At 71.2% G+C, this 26362-nt stretch carries 22 protein-coding genes and 1 pseudogene; 5 read left to right on the top strand and 18 right to left on the bottom strand.

The window, feature by feature from the left end; genetic code table 11:
• Positions 1 to 3 precede the first annotated feature (3 nt).
• The 6 genes and pseudogenes from ASC56_RS19530 to ASC56_RS19505 all read right to left on the bottom strand — a co-directional run bounded on the left by ASC56_RS19530 (position 4) and on the right by ASC56_RS19505 (position 5796).
• Positions 4 to 1512, bottom strand: a complete 1509-nt coding sequence (locus ASC56_RS19530; protein ID WP_055492996.1) for a cytochrome P450 — start codon at positions 1510 to 1512, stop codon at positions 4 to 6.
• Between the two features lie 115 nt (positions 1513 to 1627).
• Positions 1628 to 2248, bottom strand: a complete 621-nt coding sequence (locus tag ASC56_RS19525) for an ATP/GTP-binding protein (RefSeq protein ID WP_055492752.1) — start codon at positions 2246 to 2248, stop codon at positions 1628 to 1630.
• Positions 2229 to 2570, bottom strand: a pseudogene (locus ASC56_RS41990) (DUF742 domain-containing protein); the annotation flags it as partial. The pseudogene ASC56_RS41990 and the gene ASC56_RS19525, both read right to left, overlap by 20 nt.
• Before the next feature lie 233 nt (positions 2571 to 2803).
• Positions 2804 to 3211 carry a roadblock/LC7 domain-containing protein gene (locus ASC56_RS19515; RefSeq protein WP_055492750.1) on the bottom strand — a complete coding sequence of 136 codons (408 nt, stop codon included), beginning with the start codon at positions 3209 to 3211 and terminating at the stop codon, positions 2804 to 2806.
• On the bottom strand, positions 3208 to 4830 hold the full coding sequence (locus ASC56_RS19510) for an ATP-binding protein (RefSeq protein WP_055492749.1): 1623 nt from the start codon (positions 4828 to 4830) through the stop codon (positions 3208 to 3210). The genes ASC56_RS19515 and ASC56_RS19510 overlap by 4 nt, the downstream gene beginning before the upstream one ends.
• A gap of 339 nt (positions 4831 to 5169) precedes the next feature.
• Entirely contained in the window at positions 5170 to 5796 is a 627-nt protein-coding gene (locus tag ASC56_RS19505) for a TetR/AcrR family transcriptional regulator (RefSeq protein ID WP_055492748.1), read from the bottom strand.
• Positions 5797 to 6079: 283 nt separating this feature from the next.
• Between ASC56_RS19505 and ASC56_RS19500 the strand changes: the two genes are divergently transcribed.
• Genes ASC56_RS19500 through atzF form a run of 4 tightly spaced genes read left to right on the top strand, consistent with a single transcriptional unit; the run spans position 6080 to position 12759 of the window.
• Entirely contained in the window at positions 6080 to 6904 is an 825-nt protein-coding gene (locus tag ASC56_RS19500; RefSeq protein ID WP_055492747.1) for an urea amidolyase associated protein UAAP1, read from the top strand.
• On the top strand, positions 6901 to 7533 hold the full coding sequence (locus ASC56_RS19495) for an urea amidolyase associated protein UAAP2 (RefSeq protein ID WP_055492746.1): 633 nt from the start codon (positions 6901 to 6903) through the stop codon (positions 7531 to 7533). The genes ASC56_RS19500 and ASC56_RS19495 overlap by 4 nt, the downstream gene beginning before the upstream one ends.
• A complete protein-coding gene (locus tag ASC56_RS19490; RefSeq protein WP_055492745.1) occupies positions 7530 to 11051 on the top strand; it encodes a 5-oxoprolinase/urea amidolyase family protein in 3522 nt (1173 codons plus the stop codon). The genes ASC56_RS19495 and ASC56_RS19490 overlap by 4 nt, the downstream gene beginning before the upstream one ends.
• Before the next feature lie 58 nt (positions 11052 to 11109).
• A complete protein-coding gene (gene atzF / locus ASC56_RS19485) occupies positions 11110 to 12759 on the top strand; it encodes an allophanate hydrolase (RefSeq protein ID WP_055492744.1) in 1650 nt (549 codons plus the stop codon).
• A gap of 73 nt (positions 12760 to 12832) precedes the next feature.
• Here atzF and ASC56_RS19480 read toward each other — a convergent pair whose 3' ends face one another.
• The 11 genes from ASC56_RS19480 to ASC56_RS19430 form a co-directional block, all read right to left on the bottom strand.
• Positions 12833 to 15685 carry an RNA helicase gene (locus ASC56_RS19480; protein ID WP_055492743.1) on the bottom strand — a complete coding sequence of 951 codons (2853 nt, stop codon included), beginning with the start codon at positions 15683 to 15685 and terminating at the stop codon, positions 12833 to 12835.
• Between the two features lie 90 nt (positions 15686 to 15775).
• Positions 15776 to 16723, bottom strand: coding sequence for a twin-arginine translocase subunit TatC (gene tatC / locus ASC56_RS19475; protein ID WP_055492742.1), 948 nt, complete (start codon positions 16721 to 16723; stop codon positions 15776 to 15778).
• A gap of 47 nt (positions 16724 to 16770) precedes the next feature.
• Complete coding sequence (tatA, locus tag ASC56_RS19470) at positions 16771 to 17052, bottom strand: Sec-independent protein translocase subunit TatA (protein WP_055492741.1); 282 nt, start codon at positions 17050 to 17052, stop codon at positions 16771 to 16773.
• Positions 17053 to 17344: 292 nt separating this feature from the next.
• Positions 17345 to 17539, bottom strand: coding sequence for a hypothetical protein (locus ASC56_RS19465; protein ID WP_055492740.1), 195 nt, complete (start codon positions 17537 to 17539; stop codon positions 17345 to 17347).
• Between the two features lie 10 nt (positions 17540 to 17549).
• Positions 17550 to 17876 carry a hypothetical protein gene (locus tag ASC56_RS19460; RefSeq protein ID WP_055492739.1) on the bottom strand — a complete coding sequence of 109 codons (327 nt, stop codon included), beginning with the start codon at positions 17874 to 17876 and terminating at the stop codon, positions 17550 to 17552.
• A gap of 11 nt (positions 17877 to 17887) precedes the next feature.
• Entirely contained in the window at positions 17888 to 18916 is a 1029-nt protein-coding gene (locus ASC56_RS19455) for a YafY family protein (RefSeq protein ID WP_055492738.1), read from the bottom strand.
• 17 nt (positions 18917 to 18933) lie between these two features.
• A complete protein-coding gene (locus tag ASC56_RS19450) occupies positions 18934 to 19887 on the bottom strand; it encodes a YafY family protein (protein WP_055492737.1) in 954 nt (317 codons plus the stop codon).
• A gap of 195 nt (positions 19888 to 20082) precedes the next feature.
• Complete coding sequence (locus ASC56_RS19445; protein ID WP_055492736.1) at positions 20083 to 20454, bottom strand: FKBP-type peptidyl-prolyl cis-trans isomerase; 372 nt, start codon at positions 20452 to 20454, stop codon at positions 20083 to 20085.
• 70 nt (positions 20455 to 20524) lie between these two features.
• Positions 20525 to 21529 (bottom strand): FKBP-type peptidyl-prolyl cis-trans isomerase, encoded by a 1005-nt coding sequence (locus ASC56_RS19440; protein WP_055492735.1) that lies wholly within the window; start codon positions 21527 to 21529, stop codon positions 20525 to 20527.
• 128 nt (positions 21530 to 21657) lie between these two features.
• A complete protein-coding gene (gene pafA / locus ASC56_RS19435; RefSeq protein WP_004002535.1) occupies positions 21658 to 23019 on the bottom strand; it encodes a Pup--protein ligase in 1362 nt (453 codons plus the stop codon).
• 9 nt (positions 23020 to 23028) lie between these two features.
• Positions 23029 to 24288: an MFS transporter gene (locus tag ASC56_RS19430; RefSeq protein ID WP_055492995.1), complete on the bottom strand. Its 1260-nt coding sequence runs from the start codon at positions 24286 to 24288 to the stop codon at positions 23029 to 23031.
• Between the two features lie 149 nt (positions 24289 to 24437).
• Between ASC56_RS19430 and ASC56_RS19425 the strand changes: the two genes are divergently transcribed.
• On the top strand, positions 24438 to 25454 hold the full coding sequence (locus ASC56_RS19425; RefSeq protein ID WP_055492734.1) for a LacI family DNA-binding transcriptional regulator: 1017 nt from the start codon (positions 24438 to 24440) through the stop codon (positions 25452 to 25454).
• Positions 25455 to 25547: 93 nt separating this feature from the next.
• On the opposite strand, the gene prcA is transcribed toward ASC56_RS19425, so the two are convergent.
• Positions 25548 to 26306 (bottom strand): proteasome subunit alpha, encoded by a 759-nt coding sequence (prcA, locus tag ASC56_RS19420; protein ID WP_055492733.1) that lies wholly within the window; start codon positions 26304 to 26306, stop codon positions 25548 to 25550.
• Positions 26307 to 26362: the final 56 nt, after the last annotated feature.

The following is a 26362-nucleotide window of genomic DNA, read 5'->3' as shown; positions in this document are numbered from 1 at the left end:
GGCTCAGTCGCCCCGCCACCACCGCAGCAGCCGCCGCCAGGGGCCGGGACGGCGGCCGGGCCCGGCGGCCGGCTCCGGGGAAGCCGGCGGGGCGGCGGGGTACGCCGGCGCGGGCGGGGCGACCACCGGATCGGTGGCCACGGGCGCGGGCGTCGTGATCAGCCACCCGGGGCGCTGCTGCGGCATCGGCCCGAGAGCCGGTTGCGGCGTCACCTCCTGCCGCGCCCTGGGCTCGAACCGCACCGGCAGCTCCACCAGGTGCCGTGACGCGATGGACCCCGTCCAGCGCAGCTCGTCCTCCGCGCAGTCCAGCTCGATGTCCGGCAGCCGCATCAGCAACGCGTCGACGCCGGTGTCCGCGATGGCGCGGCCGATGTCCTGCCCCGGGCACTCGTGCGAGCCGCCGCCGAAGGCCAGATGGGAGCGGTTGCCCTGCATACCGGCGGAGAGGTCGGGCCGCACGCGCGGGTCGACGTTGCCGGGCGCGATGCCCAGCAGCAGGCCGTCGCCCCTGCGGATGCGCCGGCCGCCCAGCTCCGTGTCCTGCTTGGCGAAGTAGCCCAGAATGCTGCTGAACGGCGGCTCGTCCCACAGTGACTGCTCGACCGCCTCGGGCACCGTCATCTGCCCGCCGTTGAGCTGGGCCCGGAAGCGCGGATCGGTGAGCACCACGCGCAGCACGTTGGCGAGCAGGTTGGCCGTGGCCTCGTAGGCGGCGATCAGGACCAGACGCAGATGCTCCCTGATCTCGTCGTCGGTGAGCCGGGCCGGGTGGTTGATGAGGTGACTGGTGAAGTCGTCCTCGGGCTGGGCCCGGCGGGCGGCGGTGAGCCGGGTCAGGGCGTCCACGATGTACTGGTTGCTGGCGATCGCGGTCTCGGTTCCCTTGAGCATGTCGCGCGCGGCGTGCACGATCCGGTCGCCGTACTCGTCGGCCATGCCGAGGACCTCGCACATCACCGCCATCGGGAGGTGATCGGCGAACTGGGAGACCAGGTCCGCCCGGCCCTCCTCGCAGAACCGGTTGACGAGGGCCTGCGTCGCGCGGTTGATGTACCGGCGCAGCCCCCGGTAGTCGATGGTCGACATGGCGCCGGTGACCGCGCCGCGCAGCCGCAGGTGCTCGTCGCCCTCGGCGTGGGAGCAGATGGGCTGCCAGGCGATGTGCGGCATCAGCGGGTGGTCGGGCTTGACCTGGCCGGACGACAGCGGGGTCCAGATACGGCTGTCCCGGGTGAAGTGGGCGGGAGACCGCACCATGTGCAGGTTCTCGGTGTGGCCGAGCACCACCCACATCGGTACGTCGTCGTGGAGCAGCACGGGGGCCACGGCTCCGTGTTCGGCGCGCAGCTTCTCGTACAGGGCCTTCAGGTCCTCCGCATCGGGACCGTACAGCCGGTGTGCTCCGCCCGGGCCGCGGCCGTGGGCCGGACAGCCGGGCGGCGGGACGGGGGCCGGGTCGTGCGATCCGGTGAGGTCCGTGCCGGTCGGGGAGTGGGATTCAGGCGTCACGGTGATCGCTCCGAAACTGAGGTGGATCCGGTGTCTGGGCATGGGGACGGGACAGGAATGGGGCAGGGACGGGTACGGCAGGGTGCGTGGCGGGTGTGTAGTGGTGCGTGGCCGGTCAGACGGGGGCGCGTGTCATCGCCAGGGCGTGCAGGAAGCGCATCAGCGTCATCAGAACGTCACGGCTGGAGGCCCGGCGGCGCGCGTCGCACTCGATGATCGGGATCTCGATGGGCAGGTCCAGTGCCGCGCGGAGCTCCTCGATGGGGTAACGGGGCCCGTCCGGGAAGGAGTTGACGGCGACGACGAAGGGCACGCCGCGCTCCTCCAGTCGGCCGATGACATCGAAGCTGACCTCAAGGCGGCGGGTGTCGAGCAGGACGACCGCCCCGAGCGCGCCCTCGAACAGGCCGTTCCACAGGAACCAGAAGCGCTCCTGGCCCGGGGTGCCGAACAGGTACAGCACCAGCTGCTCGGTGATGCTGATCCGGCCGAAGTCCATGGCCACGGTGGTGGCCGTCTTGCTGTCGGAGCCGTAGTTGTCGTCGACGCCGATGCCTGCCTGTGTCATGGTCTCCTCGGTCGTCAGCGGCCTGATCTCGCTGACGGAACCGACCATGGTCGTCTTGCCGACCCCGAAGCCACCCACGATCACGATCTTGACCGCGGCCTGCGCCGTGTGCGGCAGGTGGTCCTCGGTCCGTGGTCCGGGGACGATGTCAGAGCCGTTGAAGTCCATGCATCACCGCTTCGAGAAGGGAACGGTCGGGCACCGCCTGCCGGACGATCGGGGCGCGCGCCTGGACCAGTTCGGCCGCCAGCAGGTCGGTGAGCAGGACGGTCACCACACTGCACGGCAGACTGAGGTAGGCCGAGATCTCGGCCACGGACAGGGGGGCTCGGCAGAGCCGGAGCAGCGCCGACTGCTCCGGCGTGGCGGTGGGCGGGGGATCGGCGCCGGCCACGATCAGGGTGACCAGGTCGATGGGGGCCCGCTCGCCGCCGTCGGCCGCGCCGGTGAGGATGTACAGCCGCTCGGGGTTGTTCGCCTCGCCCTCCTTCCCGCCATCGAGGGCCGTCCCGCCGTCGGAGGCCGTCCCGCCATCGAGGGCTGTCCCGCCGTCGAAGGCCGTCCCGCCGTCCGGGGCCTTCCCGCCGTCGAAGGCCGTCCCGCCATCGAGGACCGTCCCGCCGTCCGGGGCCTTCCCGCTGTCGGGGACCGTCCCGCCGTCGAGGACGACGGGCTCGGGTGGGGGCTGCTGTGTGGGGTAGCGCCTGCGGCGTTGCGGAGGAGTCATACGGTCTGCCCGTCGCGCCGCGGCGGACTGGTCAGATGGGAGCCGATGCGAAGGACGAGATCGCGCATGCGGTTGCTCATCAGGCCGGCCTCCGCGACGGTGTCGGCGAGCACGGCGAGGTACGCGTTGGGACCGGCCGCCATCATGTAGAAGTAGCCTCCGTCGATCTCGATGATCACCATGTGCATCCGGCCGTCGCTGTGCGGGATCTCGGCCGCTACCGCCCCGGCCAGGCTCTGCAGTCCCGCGCAGGCCGCAGCGACGCGGTCGGCGGCGTCCGGATCACCGCCGTAGCGGGCGATGCGCAGGCCGTCGGCGGAGAGCACCACGATCTGGTGGACGCCCGGTACTCCGTCCGCGAGCTCCTTCAGCAACCAGTCGAAGTTGCCTCGCTGCTGGATCACTTGAGGTTCCCCTTGTCGTCGGCCTCGGCAGGGGCCGGGTCGTCGGTCCTGGTGAATGCGTGCGGGTCGTCGGCCGGAGGTCCGGCGGAGAAGGCGTTGGGGTCCGGGTCGGCCTTGAGCCCGTTCATGAACGCCTCGACCCAGAGGCCGGGGGCGTGCTCCTCCTTCTCCGGTTCGGGTTCGGGCCGCCAGGGGGCGTGTGTCGCGGCCTCGACGGCCTGGGCGGCGGCCTCCGCGGCGGCGGCCTCCGCGAGGCGCTGGCTGAGCGGGATCTTCACCCGGCTGCGGCGCTGCGGCAGGCCGCCCGCCGTCCACTCGGTGACCACGGGGACGTCGTCCTCCATGGCGAGCTGCTGCGGGATGCGGGGCCCGGTGGTCGGGCGGCGCTTCTTCGGCCGGCGGGCGGGGCCCGCGACCCCGTCGTTGTCCAGGGTCGGCACGGAGGTGGCACCGATGCCGTGGGCGAATCCGGGCGCGGGCTCGGTGGTCAGCATGTCGTTGGGAATGACGAGGATGGCGCGCACACCCCCGTAGGCGGACTTCCGCAGCGAGACGTGCATGTTGAACATCGACGACAGACGCCCGACGACGGCGAGGCCGAGACGGGGAGCCTCGCCGAGCTTCTGCACGTCCACGCCCGCCTGGGCGTCGGCGAGCATCTTCTCGACCTTGGCCCGGCTCTCCTCGCCGAGGCTGATGCCGCCGTCCTCGATCTCGACGGCGATACCGGTCTGCACCTCGGTGGCGGTGACGTGCACCCTGGTCTGGGGCGGCGAGTAGCGCGTGGCGTTGTCGAGGAGTTCGGCCGCGGCGTGGATGATCGGTTCGACCGAGGTGCCCTTGATGTTGACCTTGGCGATGGAGTCGAGGTCGATGCGGCGGTACTCCAGGATGCGGGACATCGCGCCGCGCAGCACGCTGTAGAGCGGTACGGGCTTGGGCCACTGGCGGCCCGGGCGGCCGCCGCCGATGACGGCGATGGAGTCGGCGAGGCGGCCGATCAGCGCGGTGCCGTGGTCGATGCGCAGCAGGTCGTCGAAGACCTCGGGGTTGCGGCCGTGGTCCTCCTCCATCTCCCTGAGTTCCTTGGCCTGCTGGTGCACGATGGCCTGGACGCGGCGGGCGATGTTGACGAAGGCGCGCTGCGAGGAGTCGCGCATCGCGATCTCGCGGTCGACGATCTGGAGCAGGGTGCGCAGCAACTGGCGCTGGGGGTGGGGAATCCCGCGGAACTGGGGGCTGGCGTCGATGACCGTGCGGATCACCTCGGAGGGGGAGACTCCGCCGCGCAGCACATGGAGCGTCCTGGACAGGACCTCCGTGCGGAAGTACTCGAGGTCGTCGTCCTGGGAGGCGATGCGCTGTTCCAGATAGGCGGTGCGCTGCGCGAAGTCGGCGCGCAGCGCACGGAGGGCGCGGCCGCGCCGTGCCGCCACCGCCGCGACGGCTGTCACCAGGACCGTGGCGATGGCTCCGCACCAGCCGACGGCGATCCGGGCCGGCTCCGGCACCGCCGCGACGGCGGCCCCTGTCGCCGCGCCCATCAGTATGGCGGGCAGCAACAGCTCGCGCGCGTAGGGAAGTTCACGGCCACCTGGGGGCGATTGAACACTGACCATGTATGCCTCTGAGACGAATCGGCTGGATCAGGGGTGCTTGCGGAAGAGAAGCGGGGCAGGTACCGGATCGAATGAGGAATCAATAGGATCTTCGGTACGTTTGGGAACAGGCGCGCGAATACAACTCAACTCGGTGCGCCGCGGGCGAGCTTAGTCCGACCGGATCATCGCCGCGTCATATTCCGCAAGCACCTGAAACGCCCACTGGGGCAGGAGTACGCTCAGCGGATTTACACGCTGCGCCCGCGTTCGAACACTGTGGGTCACAGCGAACAGTCGTCCGATGCCCACTGCCCTTGCAGGTGAATCCCCCTGTGCCAACGGGCAGTTGAGTGACCGTCAGGATCCCGTGATGCGCAGCGCCGCGTCCGCCGTCGCTTCGGCGAAGACGGAGACCGGACGCTCCGGGTCGGAGCGGTGGACGAGGATGACCCCCTCGATCAGACCGAAGACCAGATCCGTCCGCAGATCCAGCTCCCCCTTGGCGAGCGCGCCACCCGCCCGGGTGGCGGCGAGCAACTGCCGGTAGGCGTCCTTGAGTTCGGCACGTACGGCATGGAAGCCGGCGAAGCGCTCGGAGCGGACCTCGGGCAGCAGATAGAGACCGCCGAGGTTGTGCGGGCCGCCGCAGAGCAGCTCCACGTCGGTGCGGCACAGCTCCCACAGCCGGGCCTCGGCCGGGGTGGCGTCGTCGGCGAGCAACTCGCGCGCACAGGCGAGGGAGGGCGTGACGGTGGACTCCAGCAGCTCGGCGAGCAGCTCCTCCTTGCCGGAGACGTAGTGGTACATGGACGCCTGCCGCATACCGGCCCGCTCGGCCACCGCCCGCGTGGTGGTGGCGGCATACCCATGGGTCGTGAACAACTCGGCTGCGGCCGTGAGGAGTTCGTCACGTGGGGACAGCCCACTGTCGGGCCGCTGCGCCACCCGCGGCCTGCCCACCCGCCGCCCACCACCGGTTCCCATGCGTTCGATCCTCGCACATGGCGGCGTACGGCGATCTCGACGCGGGCACCCCGGACGATCCCCGCCCGGGCAGGCCGAACCTCGATCCCCCTCCCGCCCCACGACGCCCCCGGTGAGGGGTCGGTAACCGAGCGGCAACACCCGGGACACGGCAGCGACCCCACCCCCGCCTAATTTCTGTCGCGCGACAGAAACAAGCGCAGCAGGAACAGACACACGCGCAGCAGGAACAGACACGGCAGAAGCAGGCACAGCAGCGACCGGATCACCCGGAGGTCCCGCGATGGCGACAGCGACCACCCACGGAGCCCGCGACCACGCCCGGGCACAGGAGGGCACCCAGGCCGAGGCCATGCCCGTCGTGCCCGCGAGTGCCTGGCCCATGCCGCCCCCCGAGGCGGGGCACCTGGTCTGGGCGGAGACCGTGGCGGGCGGCAACTACACCCACCGGGTGCTGGCCCGCGGCACCGAACTGCGGCTCACGGACCTGCGCGGCGACGCCTGCGCCCATCTCCTGCTGTACGCGGCCGACCGCCCCTGGGAGCGGCTGAACGTCGCCGACACGGTCAAGGTGCAGTGGAACGCCTACCTCGGCGAGGGGCAGCTGCTCCTGTCCGACCAGGGCCGCGTCCTCGCGTCGATCGTCGCCGACACCTCCGGCCGGCACGACGCGCTGTGCGGTACCTCCACACTCGTACGCAACACGGAGCGCTACGGGGACGGCACCCCCCAGTCCGCATCTCCCGCGGGCCGCGAGCTGTTCAAGCTGGCCGCCGCCAAGAACGGCCTTCAGCCACGCGATCTGCCGCCCTCCCTCTCGTTCTTCCAGGGCGTGGAGGTCGGCGAGGACGGCACCCTCGACTTCACGGGCTCGGCCGGCCCGGGCGCGGTCGTCACCCTGCGCGCCGAGCAGGACGTCACCGTGCTCCTGGCGAACGTCCCGCACCCCGCCGACCCGCGTCCCGACTACCTCTGCACCCCCCTGGAGGTCCTCGCCCGGCGCGCGGAGGCGACACGTCCGGGCGACCCGCTGTGGGAGGCCACCCCGGAGGGCCGCCGCGCCTTCCTGAACACCGCCGAATTCCTTGCCGCGAGGGGGCACGCATGAGCACGACAGCCACGAGGAAGACCGTCGTACCCGCACGCGCCGCCTGGTCGTCGCTCGTCCGGGCCCACGAGACCCTGACCATCACCGACCTGCGGGGCAACCAGGCCGTCGACTTCCTGGTGTACGACGCCCACGACACGTCCGTCCGCTACAGCGCGCCCGACACCATCCACGCGCAGGGGAACATCTTCCTCACCACGGGCAGCGTACTGCTCTCCAACGAGCACACACCGCTGATGACGGTCGTCGCGGACGACGTCGGCCGGCACGACACGGTCGGCGGCGCCTGTTCCAAGGAGTCCAACACGCTGCGGTACGGCCACCACACCTGGTCGCAGCACGCCTGCGTCGACAACTTCCTGGCGGAGGGCGCCAAGTACGGACTCGGCAAGCGCGACCTCGTCTCGAACGTCAACTGGTACATGAACGTGCCCGTCGAGAAGGACGGCACCCTCGGCATCGTCGACGGCATCTCCGGCCCCGGCCTCTCGCTGACCCTGCGCGCCGAACGCGACGTGCTGGTCCTGGTCTCCAACTGCCCCCAGATCAACAACCCGTGCAACGGCTTCGAGCCGACCGCCGTGGAGATGACGATCGCCGGGACGACGGACCGCGGGGACGCCGTATGAGCGTCGACACCCTGCTGGTCGCCAACCGGGGCGAGATAGCCGTCCGCATCATCCGCACCGCCCGCGAGCTCGGTCTGCGCACGGTCGCGGTGTACTCCGACCCGGACCGCTCGGCGCCCCACGTCCGCCTCGCCGACCAGGCCGTACGGCTCGGTCCGGCGGCGGCCAAGGAGTCGTACCTCGACCCGGACCTGGTGCTGAAGGCCGCCAAGGACACGGGCGCCGGCGCGATCCACCCCGGCTACGGCTTCCTGTCCGAGGACGCGGCGTTCGCGCGCCGCTGCGAGGACGCCGGGATCGTGTTCGTGGGCCCGACGCCCGAGCAGCTGGAGCTGTTCGGCGCGAAGCACACGGCGCGGGCGGCGGCCCGGGCGGCGGGTGTGCCGCTCGCGCCGGGAACCGGTCTGCTCGCCTCCCTGGACGAGGCGCTGCGCCGGGCAGCCGGGATCGGCTATCCCGTGATGCTCAAGGCGACGGGCGGGGGCGGCGGCATCGGTATGTCGGCATGTCGCTCCGCCGAGGAGCTGGCAGAGGCCTGGGAGCGGGTGCAGCGCGTCGCCGCCGCCTCGTTCTCCTCCGCCGGGGTCTTCCTGGAACGGCTCGTCGAGAACGCCCGCCATGTCGAGGTACAGGTCTTCGGCGACGGGCACGGCCGTGTCGTCACCTTCGGCGACCGCGACTGCTCCCTCCAGCGCCGCAACCAGAAGGTGGTCGAGGAGGCACCGGCGCCGGGACTGCCGTCGCACGTGCGCGAGCGACTGACGGCGGCGGCAGGCGACTTGTGCGCGTCGGTCGGATACCGCTCCGCCGGCACCGTCGAGTTCGTGTACGACGCGGCCCGCGAGGAGGCGTACTTCCTGGAGGTCAACACCCGTCTGCAGGTGGAGCATCCGGTCACCGAGGAGATCTACGGGGTCGACCTCGTCGCCTGGATGCTGCGGCTGGCCCGCGGCGACGAGGACGTGGTCCGGCAGCCGGGCCCGCCCCGCGGCCATGCCGTCGAGGCCCGCCTCTACGCCGAGGACCCCTCACGCGACCACCGGCCCAGCGCGGGCCTGCTGACCCGCGTCGAGTTCCCGCAAGGCGTGCGCGTCGACGGCTGGGTCGAGACGGGCACGGAGGTCACGACCTCGTACGACCCCCTGCTCGCCAAGGTGATCGCCCACGGTCCCGACCGGGCGCACGCGCTCCGACGGCTGGACGACGCCCTCGCCCGGACCCGGGTGGACGGCATCGAGACCAACCTGGGGCTGGTGCGGGCGGCACTCGCGGACCCGGACGTCCGCTCGGCCGCGCACTCCACGGCGACCCTCGTCTCCGTCACCGACCCGACGCCGCGCATCGAGGCCGTCTCGGCCGGAACCCTCACCACCGTCCAGGACTGGCCGGGCCGCACCGGCTACTGGCAGGTGGGCGTGCCTCCGTGCGGCCCGATGGACGACCTCTCCTTCCGGCTCGGCAACCGTGCACTGGGGAACCCGGAGGGCGCGCCCGGCCTGGAGTGCACGCTCCAGGGGCCGACGCTGCGGTTCACCCACGCCACGACCGTGTGTGTCACGGGCGCCCCGGCGCCGGTCACGGTGGACGGCACTCCGGTCGCCCAGTGGGAGCCGGTGACGGTGCCCGCGGGCGCCGTCCTGGAGATCGGCGCACCACAGACGCACGGTCTGCGCACATATGTGCTCTTCGCGGGCGGCCTGGACGTGCCCGCCTACCTCGGCAGCGCCGCCACCTTCACCCTGGGCCGGTTCGGCGGGCACGGCGGCCGGGCGCTGCGCACGGGCGACGTCCTGCACGGCGGCACGGTGACCACGGGCGCCCCGGTGCCGGCGGCCGACCGGCCGGCCTTCACCTCGTCCTGGCTGCTCGGAGCACTGGAGGGCCCGCACGCGGCACCGGAGTTCTTCACCGAGGACGACATCCACGACTTCTACGGCGCCGAGTGGAAGGTCCACTTCAACTCGGCCCGGACAGGCGTACGACTGGTCGGCCCCAAGCCGCGCTGGGCCCGCTCGGACGGCGGCGAGGCGGGCCTGCACCCGTCCAACATCCATGACACCCCGTACTCGGTCGGTGCCGTCGACTACACGGGCGACATGCCGGTGCTGCTCGGCCCGGACGGTCCCTCGCTCGGCGGGTTCGTCTGCCCGGCGACGGTGGCCACCCGGGAGCGCTGGAAGCTCGGTCAGCTGCGCCCGGGCGACACGGTCCGCTTCGCGCCGCTGGCCGACGACGGCGCGCCGCGGCCCGCGATCGTGGACGGCGGAGTGCTGGCCCGGGACGGCGACGTGACGTACCGGCGCAGCGGCGACGACAACCTGCTGGTCGAGTTCGGGCCGATGCGGCTGGACCTGGCGCTGCGGATGCGGGTGCACGCGCTGATGGAGGCGGTGGGAGAGGCCTGCCTGGACGGCGTCACGGACCTGACGCCGGGCATCCGCTCCCTGCAGATCCAGGCCGACCCGAAGCGTCGACCGCAGTCGGAACTGCTCACGGTCGTCCGGGAGTTGGCCACGGCGCTCCCGCCCACCGACCAGCTGGTCGTACCGTCCCGCACGGTCCATCTCCCCCTCTCCTGGGACGACCCGGCCACCCGTGAGGCCATCACCCGCTACATGGCGGGCGTCCGCGACGACGCGCCCTGGTGCCCCTGGAACATCGAGTTCATCCGCCGTGTCAACGGCCTGGAGTCGGTGGCGGACGTCCACCGCACGGTCTTCGACGCGGAGTACCTGGTCCTGGGTCTGGGCGATGTGTATCTGGGCGCCCCCGTGGCCACTCCCCTGGACCCGCGCCACCGCCTGGTGACGACGAAGTACAACCCGGCACGCACCTGGACCGCCGAGAACTCGGTCGGCATCGGCGGGGCCTACCTGTGCGTCTACGGCATGGAGGGCCCCGGCGGCTACCAGTTCGTGGGCCGCACGACACAGGTGTGGTCGGGCTGGCAGCAGCGGGGCGCGTTCGAGCCGGGCTCGCCATGGTTGCTGCGCTTCTTCGACCGCATCAAGTGGTACCCGGTGACCGCGGAGGAACTGCTGGAACTGCGCGCGGACATCACCTCGGGGCGCTTCGTACCGCGGAGCGAGGAGGGCGTGTTCTCCCTTGCGGAGTACGAGGCGTTCCTGGCCGACAACGCCGACTCGATCGCCCGGTTCAGGTCCCGCCAGGGCACCGCCTTCGCGGCGGAACGCGACGCCTGGGAGGCAGCCGGCGAGTTCGCCCGGGCGCAGGCGGCGACCACCCCGGCACCGCCGACGGCGCGAGTGGCGGTCCCGGTGGGCGGCCGGCTGGTGGAGGCGGAGTTCGCTGCGTCGGTGTGGCAGCTGAACGTGCGAGAGGGGGACCGGGTCACGGCGGGCCGGCCGCTGCTGACCCTGGAGGCGATGAAGATGGAGTCGAAGGTGCACGCGCCGATGGACGGGGTGGTGACCGAGCTCCTGGCGAAGCCGGGCGACCAGGTGGAGGCGGGCACCGCGTTGCTCGTCCTCGCTCCGGCGGAATCGACGGTTCCGTGACCCGACGGCCCGGCACCCGGCACCCGGCACCCGAACCATCCCCAGCCCTGGAGCACCGATGTCCGCGTTGAACAGAGTCCGCCGCGCATACAACCGCATCGAAGCCGTGGACCGTCCAGAGATCTGGATCGACCTTCGCCCCCGGGCAGAGGTCGAAGAGGAAGCCCAGGCCATCGACGCCCGCCTGGCCGCGAGCGAGCACCTCCCCCTCGCCGGTCGGCTCTTCGCCGCCAAGGGCAACATCGACGTCCACGGCCTGAGGACCACGGCCGGCTGCCCGGCCTACGCCTACCGGCCGGAGGCCGACGCCCCGGCCGTCGCCCGCCTCCGCGCGGCCGGAGCGGTCGCGCTCGGCACCACCAACCTCGACCAGTTCGCCACGGGCCTGGTGGGCACCCGCTCCCCCTACGGCGCGGTCCGCAACGCCCACGACCCGCAACGGGTCAGCGGCGGTTCCAGCTCCGGCTCGGCCGTGGCGGTGGCCCTCGACATCGTCGACCTCGCCCTCGGTACCGACACCGCGGGCTCGGGCCGGGTCCCGGCCGCCTTCAACGGCGTCGTCGGCCTCAAGCCCACCCGCGGTCTCGTCCCCAGCACCGGTGTCGTCCCCGCCTGCGCCTCGATCGACTGCGTCACGGTGTTCGCCCGAACGCTGCCGGAGGCCGAGCAGGCCCTCGCACACATGGCGTCCCCGCCCGGCCGTGCTCTCGTACCGCTCGCGCCACGCCTCCCGGGGCCTTGGCGCATCGCCCTCCCGCCCCTGGCCCAGCTCGGCGAACTGGACGAGGGCTGGGCCGAGGCGTTCGAGGCCGCCGTCGCGCGGTTCGCCCGCGCGGGCGCCGAGCTGCGGACCATCGACCTCACCCCCTTCACCGAGGCCGCCGGGATGCTGTACGAGGGCGCCTTCGTCGCCGAGCGCTACACGGCGGTCGGGAGCTTTGTCGACAAGTTGATCGCCGAGGGCGGCGCGGGTCTGGACCCCACCGTCGCCGGCATCATCACCCGCGCCCGCGACATCCCGGCCCACCGGCTCTTCGCCGACCAGGAACGGCTAGCCGCCCTGCGCGACCGGGCCCTGGCCGAACTGGCCGACGCCGACGCGCTGTTGCTCCCCACCACTCCGGGCCACCCCACCCTCGCCGAGGTCGCCGCCGACCCGCTGGGCGCCAACGCACGCCTGGGCCGCTTCACCAACTCCACCAACCTCTTCGATCTGGCCGCCGTGGCCGTCCCCGCGGGCGAGGTGGGCGGGCTGCCCTTCGGCGTGATGCTGATCGGCCCGGCGTTCACCGACGAACGGCTGGCCCGGGTAGCCAGTGCGCTGACGCCCGAGACGCGGATCGCGGTGGTCGGCGCCCATCTGTCGGGTCAGCCCCTCAACCCCCAACTGCTCGCCCTGGGCGCCCGGTTGGACCGCACGACCACCACCGCCCCGGCCTACCGCCTGCACGCCCTGCCGACCGACCCGCCCAAGCCGGGCCTGGTCCACGTGGGCGCGGGCGGCGCGGCGATCGAGACGGAGGTGTGGTGGCTGCCCGCCGAGGGCCTGGGCCGTCTGCTGGCCGCACTCCCCCGGCCGATGGCCCTGGGCAGCGTGGAACTGGCCGACGGCAGCCGCGTCCCCGGGTTCCTGTGCGAGCCCGGAGCCCTGACGGACGCCGAGGACATCACGGGGTACGGGGGCTGGCGGGCGTACCTGGATCGTTGAGGAGGACAGCAGCCGCAAGGGGCGCGGGGAACTGCCCTGGCAACCAGACACAACCCGCACGCCCCGACGGCGATCAACCCACCGACGAGTAGGCGACCACCCCGCGCAGCAGCTCATCGACCGCTTTGCGGGCGTTCTTGGCCACGGTCGAGCCCTCCGCGGGAGCCGCCGCCGCGATCTGGCCAAGGACGTCGATGACCTGCTTGGTCCAGCGGACGAAGTCGCCGGCGGGCATCTCCGTCTCGCGCAGGACCTCGTCGAGGCCCTTGCCGCTGGCCCACATGTACGCGGCCCAGGCGAAGCCGAGGTCGGGCTCGCGCTGGCCGACCCCCTCGGTCTGGGTGATCCGGAAGTCCTCCTCCAGGGCGTCCAGCCGGCCCCAGATGCGCACCATCTCGCCCAGCGAGTCCTTCGCTTTGCCGGACGGCAGCTTCGGCGCCATCGCGTCGTCGCCGACCCGGGCCTCGTAGACCAACGCCGAGACGCACGCGGCCAGTTCGGGCGGGGCGAGGCCCTCCCAGACACCGGCACGCAGGCACTCACTGGCCAGCAGGTCCAGTTCGCCGTACAGCCGCGCGAGGCGCTTTCCGTGCTCCGTCACCTCGTTGCCGCGGAGATAGTCCAGCTCGGTGAGCAGCGCGACGATGCGGTCGAAGGTGCGGGCGATGGTGTTCGTACGACCCTCGATACGGCGCTCCAGCTGCGAGGTGTCGCGCAGCAGCCGGTGGTAGCGCTCGGCCCAACGGGCGTGGTCCTCCCGGTCGTTGCACCCGTGGCAGGGGTGGGCGCGCAGCGCCGTCCGCAGCCGGGCGATCTCCCGGTCGTCGGCCGCGGCGGACCGCCTCTTGCGGTGCCGCTCCGGCGGGATGTGCCCGGCCTTGGTGCGCAGCGCGGAGGCGAGGTCGCGACGGGACTGCGGCGAGCGCGGGTTGAACGACTTCGGGATGCGCATCCGCTCCAGCGCCTCGACGGGCACCGGGAAGTCGATGGACGCCAGCCGCTTGACCTGCCGCTCGGCGGTCAGGACCAGCGGGCGCGGACCGTCGTGGTGCTCGAAGCCCCGGTGGCCGTTGGAACGGCCTGCGGGCAGACCGGGGTCGAGGACCAGCGCCAGGCCCGCGTACTTGCCGGTGGGGACGTGGATGACGTCACCGGGCTTGAGCTTCTCCAGGGCGACGGCGGCCTCCGCGCGGCGCTGCGCCGCGCCCTGCCGGACCAGTTCCGTCTCACGGTCCTTCAGTTCGCGGCGCAGCCGGGCGTACTCCTCGAAGTCGCCGAGGTGGCAGGTCATGGCCTCCTTGTAGCCGGCCAGCCCCTCTTCGTTGCGCTGCACCTGGCGTGATATCCCGACGACCGACTTGTCCGCCTGGAACTGCGCGAAGGACGTCTCCAGCAGCTCGCGGGAGCGGTGCCGGCCGAACTGCTCGACCAGGTTCACGGCCATGTTGTACGACGGCTTGAAGCTGGAGCGCAGCGGATACGTGCGGGTGCCCGCCAGGCCCGCGAGGTGCTCGGGGCTCATGCCGCGCTGCCACAGCACCACCGCGTGGCCCTCGACGTCGATGCCGCGCCGGCCGGCGCGGCCGGTCAGCTGGGTGTACTCGCCGGGGGTGATGTCGGCGTGCTGCTCGCCGTTCCACTTGACGAGCTTCTCCAGCACCACGGAGCGCGCGGGCATGTTGATGCCGAGCGCCAGGGTCTCGGTCGCGAACACGGCCTTCACCAGGCCCCGGACGAAGAGCTCCTCGACGACCTCCTTGAACGTCGGCAGCATGCCCGCGTGGTGGGCGGCGATGCCGCGCTCCAGGCCCTCCAGCCACTCGTAGTAGCCCAGGACGTGCAGGTCCTCGGTGGGGATGGACGCCGTACGCTCCTCGACGAGGGCGCGCACCTGTTCCCGCTCCTCCTCGTCGTTGAGCCTGAGGCCGGCGTACAGGCACTGCTGGACGGCGGCCTCGCAGGCGGCGCGGCTGAAGATGAACGTGATCGCGGGCAGCAGGCCCTCGGCGTCGAGACGCTCGATGACCTCGGGACGGCCCGGCGTCCACACCCGGGCGCGCTCTCTGCGCTCCCGTTCGCGGTCGGCCTCGCGCATGGCGCGGCCACGCCTGCGGTCCTGGTACGACGGGCGGGTGGCCTCCATCCGGGCCAGGCGTGTGAGGTCGGGGTTGACGGCCTTCTTGTGGCCTTCGCCCTCCTCGAACAGGTCGTACATCCGGCGGCCCGCCAGCACATGCTGGAACAGCGGCACGGGCCGGTGCTCCGAGACGATCACCTCGGTGTCGCCGCGGACCGTGTCGAGCCAGTCGCCGAACTCCTCCGCGTTCGACACGGTCGCCGACAGTGACACCAGTGTGACCGACTCGGGCAGATGGATGATCACTTCCTCCCAGACGGCGCCGCGGAAGCGGTCGGAGAGGTAGTGCACCTCGTCCATGACCACATAACCGAGGCCGAGGAGGGTCCCCGAGCCCGCGTACAGCATGTTCCGCAGGACCTCGGTGGTCATCACGACGATCGGGGCGTCGGAGTTGACGCTGTTGTCGCCGGTGAGGAGGCCGACCTTGTCCGCGCCGTAGCGGCGGCACAGGTCGGCGTACTTCTGGTTCGACAGTGCCTTGATGGGTGTCGTGTAGAAGCACTTCTTGCCCTGCCCGAGGGCGAGATGGACGGCGAACTCGCCGACGATCGTCTTGCCGGAACCGGTGGGCGCGGCCACGAGCACGCCCTTCCCCGCCTCGAGCGCCTGACACGCCTCGATCTGGAAGGGGTCGAGGTCGAAGTCGTACATCTCGCGGAAGGAAGCGAGCGCGGTGGCCTGCTCGGCAGCACGCTTGCGGGCTGCCACGTATCGCTCGGCCGGTGAGAGCTCTTCTGTCATCGTACTTTCGAGCGTACCGGGACCCACTGACATCAGGACGATCATTATCCGGATCGGACCGACGGCAGTGGGCCCCACCGATGTCCTCGGTGGGGCCCACCCGGCCTGGTCACAGCACCACGGGTGTCCGCCGGCTCACGTCACGTCGTCGTAACCGTTCACCCGGTCATGTCCCGAGCCGCTCTGCTCCGGGAGCGCGCGAGGCACCGGCACCGCCTCGACCTCGCCGATGTCCTGCGGCGTGAGGTCCAGGTCGGACGCCTCGTCGGGGTCGGAGTCGTCCGCGGCCCTCGCCCTGCGCTTGTCGTTCAGGATCGCGAATCCGACGGCCACGAAGTACAGCAGGACGATCGGGGCGGCGAGCGAGAGCATCGACACCGGGTCGACCGTCGGGGTGGCGAAGGCGGCGAAGATCGTGACGCCCATGATCATGCCGCGCCACCAGCCCAGCATCCTGCGGCCGCTGATCATCCCGGTCAGATTGAGCATGACCAGCAGCAGCGGCAGCTCGAAGGAGAGACCGAAGACGAGCACCATGCGGGTCACGAGGTCCAGCAGGTCGTCCAGCGGAAGCAGGTTGACCGCGCCCTGGGGCGTGAAGTCGATCAGCACGCTGGCCGCCGCGGGCAGCACGTGGTACGAGAACCAGGCGCCCGCCATGAACAGGGGGAAGCCGGCCGCGACGAAGGCCATCGAGTATCGCTTCTCGTGCTTGTGCAGCCCCGGCGCGATGAAGGCCCAGAGCTGGTAGAGCCAGACGGGGCTCGCGATCACCACACCGCCGGTCAGCGACACCTTGATCATCAGCGTGAACGGACCCATGAGGCCCGACATCGTGATGTTGCCGCAGGCTCCCTTGCTCTGCTTGGCCAGCTCCGTGAAGGGCTTGGAGCATCCCACCGCCTGCTGGATCGGGTGGGTAAGGAAGTTGATGATGTCCTGGTAGTAGACGGCGGCGACGATCCCGCCGATCACAATGGCCAGGACGGCCTTCCCGAGCCGGTTGCGCAGCTCACGAAGGTGCTCCACAAGAGGCATCCGCCCCTCGGGATCCTTCTCCTTCTTGCGGGCAGACTTCAGCAACCCACATCCTCATCTCGTGCAGTGAACCGGGAGTTCCGGTCCTTGCGTCAGCGCTGGGTCGTGTCCGTCGGCTCGTTGACCGGGCGGGAGCTGGTCACGTCGCCGGGCGCGGCCTGGATCGTGCGCTGGGCCGGGGACTGCTCGTCCTGCGGGGGGCCGGCCGGCGTGGACGGCTTGCCCTCCTCCTTCATCGCCTTGGCCTCGCTCTTGAGGATGCGGGCGGACTTGCCGAGGGAGCGCGCCATGTCCGGAAGCTTCTTCGCGCCGAACAGCAGGAAGATGACGACGAGGATGAGAATGATCTCGGGAGCTCCGAGCCTTCCGAACATAAGTCTTTACCTTCTCACCGAGGCGGCGTGGGTGGGGGTGCTGCTGTCCGATCAGTCGGACATTTGTCCGACCATCGTCCAGCGATCGTAACGCTCAGGGGTGAACGCGGGGCAATCCCTGTGCGTACTCCCGCTTCTGCGGACCGCGCCTCGCTCTCCGGACCGCGATCAGCAGGGTACCTGTCCGCAGAGGGGAGGAGACAGGCAGAAGTGACTCATTGTGCCCCCATGGGGGGGGACGCACAGCGCATGCACCTTCCGCCCGCAGTCCACCCCCACGACGGTGAACGGCTCATATCCGCTCGGCGGCCCGTGCGGCGCCCACGGCCGCCCGTTCCAGGTCCTCCGCGGCACGGTTGATACGGCGGGCGGAGTCCGACACCTGCCGCCCGAGGCGCTGTGCCTCCAGGAAGACCCGGACGGCGAACACACCCAGAACGGCGAGCCCCAGGAACCCCAGGGCGATCGCGAGCATCGGCCAGACCATGACGCCGAGCCTAGAGGGTCGAGTGCAGACGCAGGGTCCGCACCCCGCCCCCGGTGAGGAGTTCGACGATGCGCTCCCCGGCCGGCTTGCGGACGGACGCACCGCACTCGGGGCAGGTGAACGAGTAGAAGGTGGTCTTGCTGGTGGCGCCGACGGCCAGCCGCAGCGCGCTCGCGCCGAGTTCGAAGCGCGCCCGGCAGTCCGGGCAGCCGGCCCTGAACACCACTTCGGCCACCCGCCGCATGCCCGCGAACGCGGTCCGCACCGTCATCTCCGCGGCCCCGGGCGTCTGCGGCGCACCGGCCGGCACACCCGACCGCCCCGACGCACCAGACATCGCCGACCTGCTCACAGCCCCTGCTCCTGCCTGTCGTACAGCCCGTCCTCGACTCCTTCCGGCCCGTCGTACGCCGCCAGCGCCTCGCGGGCCGCCCGGCGGGCGCTGTCCGCGAGGTCCGGCGGCGACACGATCCGGCCGTCGCGCCCGAGCCGAAGCGCCAGCCGTCGCAGCGAGGCCGGCTCCGGAGTCCGCAAGGTGATACGCAACCCGCCGTCCGGCAGCTCATCGGCGCTGTCGTGCGGGTAGTACTCGGCGACCCAGCGGCCGCCCGGACCGACCTCGACGACCACCTCGGGGTCCTCGGCGGCGGGCTGGACGAGCCCCTCGGACAGGTCCCGCGGCTCGATCTCCGGCGGCGCCGACGGCTCGTCCAGGATCCGGATCTCGGCGACCCGGTCGAGCCGGAAGGTACGGCGCGCCTCCGAGCGGCGGCACCACGCCTCCACATACGTGTGGCCGACGCTGACCAGCCGGATCGGGTCGATCTCGCGCTCGGTGACCTCGTCCCGGGCCGGCGAGTAGTAGCGGATCCACAGACGGCGGCGCTCGGAGATCGCCCGGTCGACGTCCGCGAAGACGCCGCCCTCGGACTCGAAGGTCACCGAGAAGCGGGAGCTGGCCCCCGCGGCCTCGCCGGCCGCGGTCTCCACCTTGGTGGTGGCGCGCAGCAACGCCTGCCGGTCGCTCTCCCGCAGGCCCGGCAGCGTCGCGACGGCCCGCGCCGCCACCAGCAGCGCGGTGGCCTCGTCGGCCGCCAGGCGCAGGGGCTCCGCCGCGTCCTCGCCCAGGGCGGCCGGGTTGTGCCACCAGATGTGCTCGCCGTCGGTGTCGATGTCGAGCAGATCGCCACCGCGGAAGCTGGTGCCGCACATGGGCAGCACGTCGAGGTCCGAGACCAGTTCGTCCTCGGTGATCCCGAAGGCCCTGGCGACGTCCGCCACGCGGGCGCCGGGACGCTCCCGCAGATACGTCACCAGGGACAGCATGCGCCGGGTCTGGTCGATGGCGCTCGCGGGCCTGGCCGGTTTGCCTGCCACTGTCCTACGTCTCCCTCTCAGCCCTTGGCCACGGCACGCAGCCGGTCCACCACGTCGGCCCGCAGCTCGGCCGGCTCCAGGACCACCACGTCGGGCCCGAACTCGACCAGCCAGGCGTCGAGACCGTGCCCGTACGGGATCTCCAACTCGTCCCAGCCGTCACCCAGTTCCCGTGCGGCGGTGGCCTTCGCCCGAAGGGGGTACCCCGCGCCCGTGCGCAGCCGGATCCGGGCCGTGCGGTCGGCGATCTCCCCCGCCCAGCCCGCGACGGTCTCACGGACCGTGACCACGTCGGGCACCTCGGCGGTGAAGCTGCCGCCCCGGCTGCGCACCTTGCCGGTGATCCGGGACAGCCGGAAGACACGCTCCGCGCCCCGGTCGCGGTCCCAGCCGGCCAGGTACCAGTGACCGCGCCAGCACTCCAGAGCCCACGGCTCGACCGTGCGCGGTTCGGGCCGGGCGGCGGTGGCCTTGCGGTACTCGAAGACGACGGGGCGGCGGTCACGGCAGGCCAGCATGAGCGGCTCGAAGGCGGCCTCGTGCACGGGGATGCGCGGCTCCAGGGCGCCATGGGCCTCGTACGGGTCCACGTCCTCGGGCAGGCCCGCGGCGCGCAGCTTCTGCAGGGCACCGCTGGCGGCGCCGGCGAGCCGCGCCTGCTGCCACACCTTGGCGGCCAGCCCCAGGGCGGCGGCCTCCTCGGCGTCCAGGGTGATGGGCGGCAGGCGGTTGCTGTCGCGGCGGGCGAGATAGCCGACCTCGCCGTCCAGGTTCTCCACGGTCTCGATGACCAGGCCCAGCTCGCGCAGGTCGTCCTTGTCCCGCTCGAACATGCGATTGAAGGAGTCGGGGGAGCCGGCTTCCAGATAGGCCTCGATGGACTCGCGCAGCTCGCGCTTGCTGAGCGGCCGCCGCGTCCCGAGCAGACACAGCGCCAGGTTCATCAGCCGCTCGGCCTTGGCAATGGCCATCGACGCCCTTCGCCTCCCCTATGGTGCTTACGATCGACGACCGTACCGCCCGCGCGTGTCGTGGCAAAGCCGAGGGCCCATGCCCGTACAGGCATGGGCCCCAGCTGATCGATTACGGTCGGATCCCGCCGGATGCGCGGCAGCGAACAGCCGCCCGGCGCGCGGCCGGATCCGGTACCGGTGACCGGTCTCGGATCAGACCCCGACCAGGTCGCAGACGAAGATCAGCGTCTCACCGGGCTTGATGCGGCCGCCGGCGCCACGGTCGCCGTAGGCCAGGTGCGGGGGAATGATCAGCTGGCGGCGGCCGCCGACCTTCATGCCCTGGACGCCTCGGTCCCAGCCCGGGATGACCTGGCCCACGCCGAGCTGGAATTTCAGCGGCGTACCACGGTTCCAGGACGCGTCGAACTCCTCACCGGTGGAGAAGGAGACGCCGACGTAGTGGACGGAGACGGTGTCGCCCGCCTTGGCCTCCGGGCCGTCGCCCGCCCAGATGTCCTTGATCTCGAGGTCGGCCGGGGGCTCGCCGCCCGGGAAGTCGATCTCGGGCTTCTCGATGCTCACGTCAAAAGCTCCTGGTTGTTCTTGTTACGGCCATTGCGGCAAGACCGACACTCTCACATACCCGCGAGGGTTACATCTTCGCCAGGATGTCCACGGAGAAGACCAGCGTGGAGTCCTTCTTGATACCGCTGCCGGCGGGCGGGTTGTCGCCGTACCCCAGCTTCGGCGGGACCACGATGAGCACACGGCTGCCCACCTTCTTGCCGGTCAGGCCCTGGGCCCAGCCCTTGACGACCTGCTGCAGCGAGAACGAGGTGAGCTGACCGCGGCTGTACGTGGAGTCGAACTCCTTGCCGGTGTCCCACAGCACGCCCTTGTACTGCACCAGGACGGTGCTGTCCGCGGCGACCTTGTCCCCGTCGCCCTCGATCACGTAGTTCGCGACCAGGCCCGTCGGGGCCTTCGTCTTCGGCACCTCGATGGACGGGGCCTTGCCGTCGGTGTTGGTGCCGACCTTCGGCAGGTCGGCGTTGGTCTGCGGAACGACCTTGCCCTTGGCGGAGCTCTTGGAGTTGAACGTCTTCTGGACGTCCACCACGAACACCAGCGTGTCGGTCCCCTTGATGCCCGCCTGGGGGTTGCCCTGCGGGCCGTAGCCCCAGGTCGGGGGTACGGCCATCTCCACCCGGCTGCCGGCCTTCTTCCCCTGGAGGGCATACCGCCAGCCGTCGATGATGCCGCCCCGGGCCAACTGGATCAGCAGGGGCGTCTTGCGGTCGTAGGAGTTGTCGAAGACCTTCGCCGTGTCCCAGACCTGGCCCAGGTAGTGCGCCTGGATGTAGTCGTTCTCCGCGACCGTCTGGCCGTTGCCGGCGATCACCGTCTTCACCGCCAGGTCCTTCGACGGGGAACCGCTGCCCTTGGCCACGGTCGGCTTCTCGCCGAACTTGGTGCCGGCGGTGATCGCCGGCAGTGGTCCGTCGACGATCTTCGGCGGCGGGGCGGCGGACGTGGCCGGAGCGGCGGGGGACGAACTGGTCCCGGACGCGCCCTTGCCGGACTTGTTGTCGCCGCATGCGGCGAGCGTGACCAGTCCGGCGGGCACGGCGGCTAGGAAGAGGGAGCGTCGGCGCACGATGGAGCCTCGTATCGGTCGATCTTGACGGATGGCGTGCGCGCAACTCTACGGCGTGAGAAGGGCGCCGTACGGCAAACATACGGCGCCCGCGTTGCGTTCCGGCGATATGCGGGGGAACGCGTGCCTCACATTCCGGCGATCAGCTTCTCCACCCGGTCGTCGACCGAACGGAACGGATCCTTGCACAACACGGTCCGCTGAGCCTGGTCGTTGAGCTTGAGATGCACCCAGTCGACCGTGAAATCACGGCGCTGTTCCTGGGCCCGCCGGATGAAGTCGCCACGCAGCCGTGCCCGAGTGGTCTGCGGAGGCACCGACTTGCCCTCGAAGATCTTCAAGTCGTTGCAGATGCGGGCGGCTTGGCCCTTCTTCTCTAGCAGGTAGTACAGACCACGACGACGGTGGATGTCGTGGTAGGCGAGGTCTATCTGCGCGACCCGCGGATGCGACATCGTCATGTTGTGCTTGGCGCGGTACCGCTCGATGAGCTTGTACTTCATCACCCAGTCGATCTCGGTACCGATCCGGTCCAGGTCCTCGGACTCGATCGCCTCCAGCGTGCGGCCCCACAGCTCCAGGACCTGCTCCACGGTGCCGGTGCGGATACCGCGGCGCTCGCAGAAGTCCACGGCCTTCTCGTAGTACTCCCGCTGCACCTCCAGCGCGGAGGCCTCGCGCCCGCTGGCCAGGCGCACCTTGCGGCGGCCCGTGATGTCGTGGCTGACCTCCCGGATCGCCCGGATCGGGTTCTCCAGGGTGAGGTCACGCATCACCGTGCCCGCCTCGATCATGCGCAGCACCAGATCCGTGGCGCCGACCTTCAGCAGCATGGTCGTCTCGGACATGTTCGAGTCGCCGACGATCACGTGCAGACGGCGGTAGCGCTCGGCGTCCGCGTGCGGCTCGTCGCGCGTGTTGATGATGGGCCGGGAGCGCGTGGTCGCCGAGCTGACGCCCTCCCAGATGTGCTCGGCCCGCTGGCTCACGCAGTAGACGGCACCGCGCGGGGTCTGCAGCACCTTGCCGGCACCGCAGAGCAGTTGCCGCGTGACGAGGAACGGAATCAGGATGTCCGCGAGCCGCGAGAACTCCCCGTGCCGCGCCACCAGATAGTTCTCGTGGCAGCCGTAGGAGTTGCCCGCCGAGTCGGTGTTGTTCTTGAAGAGGTAGACGTCACCCGCGATTCCCTCCTCGTGCAGGCGACGTTCGGCATCGACCAGGAGGCCCTCCAGAATGCGCTCGCCGGCCTTGTCGTGGGTGACCAGTTCGATCACATTGTCACATTCGGGTGTCGCATATTCCGGATGTGAGCCCACGTCGAGATAGAGGCGGGCCCCGTTCCGCAGAAAGACATTGCTGCTGCGGCCCCATGACACGACACGGCGGAAGAGGTACCGCGCCACCTCGTCAGGCGACAGACGGCGCTGTCCCCTGAACGTGCACGTGACGCCGTACTCGTTCTCCAGCCCGAAAATGCGGCGGTCCATGACTGAACATTACGCCCGATCCCCTGAGCTGAAACGGGGTTCGACAGCACGGTTTGGATCATTTTCCGGTGAAGCCGCAACCACCGCACCCCCGGCGGGAGCTGCGAGGACCCGCCCGGTCACCAGCAGGACCAGCAGGGACACCGCCCCGGCGGCCCCCGGTACCGCGAAGCCCCACCGGGCCCCGCCCGCCTGTACGACCGGCCCCGCCAGCCCCGTCCCCACCGACGCCCCCACGGTGAACGTCGTCACCAGCCAGGAGAACGCCTCCGTGACCGTGCCGCTCGGGGCGTGCCGGTCCACGATGATGAACGCACACGCGATACAGGGCGCCAGGAAGACCCCCGCGAGGGCCGTGAGCAGCACCATGGCGACCGCACCCGGCATCGCCGTCAGCGGCAGATAACACACCGCCAGAAGACCCACCAGCACACGCAGTCGCCGCTCCGGCGCGCCGGCCCACTGCCGAGACCCGTACCCGGCGCCCCCGACCAGGGCGCCCAGCCCCAGCGCGGCCATCAGCCAGCCGTACACCGCGTCACCGCCGTGCCCGTCGGCGTACGACACCGCCGCGACCGTGATGGAGCCCAGCGCGATCCCGACGAACAGGAACGAGCCCAGAAGCGCCAGGAGCCCCGGCGAACGCAGGGCCCCCAGCCAGTGTGCCTCGCGCGGCGCCGAGCGCCAGTCGCGCGAGGGCGGCGAGAGCACCACCGACAGCGCCCCCAGCACACCGATGACGTTCAGCAGGACGAGCGCGGCACCGGCGGACCACAGCGACGCACACACGGTCACCAGCAACGGCCCCACCGTGAACATCACCTCCTGGGCGACCGCGTCCATCGCGTACGCCGTGTGCACCTGCTCCTCCCGGCGCAGCACGACCGGCCACAGGGCACGCAGACCGCCCTCGAGGGGCGGCGTGAACAGCCCCGCGACCACCATGGCGGCGTACGCCACCACGAGCGGCTCCACGCCCGTCAGGGCGAAGACCGTCATGGCCAGCGCGGAGACGAGCGCGGCCGGCAACTGAACGCGCGGCTGGCCGTACAGGTCGACGAGCCGGCCCAGCAGCGGCTGCCCCACGGCGTTGGCCACCCCGTACACCGCGGCGAGCGCCCCGGCCAGGCTGTACGTGCCGCCCTCGGCGCGCACGAACAGCACCACGGCGATCGCCGCCGTCGCGCTCGGCAGCCGTCCCACGAGCGTCCCGGCGAGCAGGCGCGCGGCGTGCCTCACCCTGAGGATCTCCAGGTATCCGGCGGCCATGTCCATCCCTTCCCGACTGCTTCTCCGTCGTCCGCCCGTGGGCCAGGTAGCCAAGTTGTACGTATAACGTCCCCGGTCATACGTACCATGTGCGCTGTCCGCGAGTCCAGACGAGAGCAGGCCGACGGTGGCACGAGAGCAGGTCCACGGTGGCACGAGGTAGCACCCGCCCCACCAGCCGCGACGTCGCCGAGGCCGCCGGGGTCTCCCAGGCCGCGGTGTCACTCGTCCTCGGCGACAAGTGGCGCGGACGCGTCTCCGAGACCACGGCCGAACGCGTCCGGCAGGCCGCACGCGAACTCGGCTACCGGCCCAACCTCGCCGCCCGCAACCTCCGCCTCGGCCGCACCCGCACCGTCCTCCTCGTGGTCCCCGCCCTCACCACCGAGTTCTTCGCGGGCGTCTACACCGGCGCGGCCCGCGTCGCCGCCGAACACGGCTTCGGCGTCGTCCTCTACCCCTCACCCGAAGGCATCGGCCCCGCCAGGGACCCCTTCCACTCCGCACAAGCGGCGCTCGACGGCGTGATCGCCTCCTCCATGGCCGCGGACGCGCTCACCGCGATCCACGGCGACCAGCTCCCCCTGGTCATGCTGGACAGCGACCCCGAAGGCAGCCTGGGCGCCGCAACCGTCAACCTGGACATCGCGGACGGCACACGGCAGGTGGCCGACCACCTCCTCGCCCTCGGCCACCGCCACGTCCTCCACCTCGCCGCCGACGTCCCCTCCTGGACCTTCGAGATACGAGCACGCGAACTCGCCGCACGCCTCGCCAGCACCCCCGGCACCAGCCTCCGCACCACCCGCGCGCCCATCTCCATCGAGGACGCCCGCGCCGCCGCCGAAGCCGCCCTCGCCACCGCGGGAGCCCCCCGGCCCACCGCCCTCGTGTGCGACGACGACAAGCTCGCCGCGGGCGCCTACAAGGCGGCACGACGCCTCGGACTGCGCATCCCCGACGACCTCTCCGTCACCGGCGTCGACGACCTGGCCCTCGCCACCGCCCTCGACCCCGAACTGACGACCGTCCGTCTCGACGCCGAACTGTTCGGCGAACGCGGCATGCGAGCCCTCCTCGCCGTCCTGGAGGGCCGCGCAACCGAGCAGGGCGACATCCCCGTCGAACTGGTCGTGCGCGGCTCCACGGCGCCCCCGGGCCCCTGACACACAACGCCGCGCGCCCCGCCCGGAACACGGGCGGGGCGCGCGGCATGGTGCGTGTGAGGCGCCCGGCGCCTCACGAAGCGGAACCGACGGTCACTCCTCGTCCTCGGAGCCCTCCGCCTCGGCCTCCGCCTCCGCAGCGGTGGTCGCACCGCCCGCCTGCAGCAGACGCGCCAGCTGACGGCCGACGATCCGCTTGAACTTGCGCTGCTGCGGACGCGTACGATCCAGCACCGCGACCTCCAGGCGCTCCGCGGGGATCTCCCGCTCACTGCCGTTCGTGTCACGGGACAGCGCCTGCACCGCAAGCTTGAGGGCCTCGGCCAGGGTCATTCCGTCGCGATGACGCTGGTCGAGGAAGCTGCTGATCTGCTCCGCATTGCCACCCACCGCGACCGAACCGTGCTCGTCCACGATCGAACCGTCGTGCGGCAGACGGTAGATCTGGTCGCCCTCCGGGGTCTCCCCCACCTCGGCGACCACCAGCTCCACCTCGTACGGCTTCTCGGCCGCACTGGAGAAGATCGTGCCCAGCGTCTGTGCGTAGACGTTGGCGAGACCGCGGGCGGTCACATCGCCACGGTCGTACGTGTACCCCCGCAGATCCGCGTAACGGACACCGCCGATGCGAAGGTTCTCGTACTCGTTGTACTTACCGGCGGCCGCGAAGCCGATCCGGTCGTAGATCTCACTGAACTTGTGCAACGCACGGGACGGGTTCTCACCGACGAACACGATGCCGTCGGCGTACTGCATCACGACCAGGCTGCGGCCGCGCGCGATGCCCTTGCGGGCGTACTCCGCCCGGTCGGCCATGGCCTGCTGGGGGGAGACATAGAACGGCGTCGACACCGGTTATCCGTCCCTTTCTGTCGAAGTCACTCGATCACCTTGCCAAGAACCGGGCT

This window comes from Streptomyces sp. TP-A0356 (assembly GCF_001417775.1).
In the GTDB taxonomy this organism is placed as follows: domain Bacteria; phylum Actinomycetota; class Actinomycetes; order Streptomycetales; family Streptomycetaceae; genus Streptomyces.
Note: the sequence above shows the minus strand (reverse complement) of the source record. Positions and strands in the feature narration are given on the sequence as shown.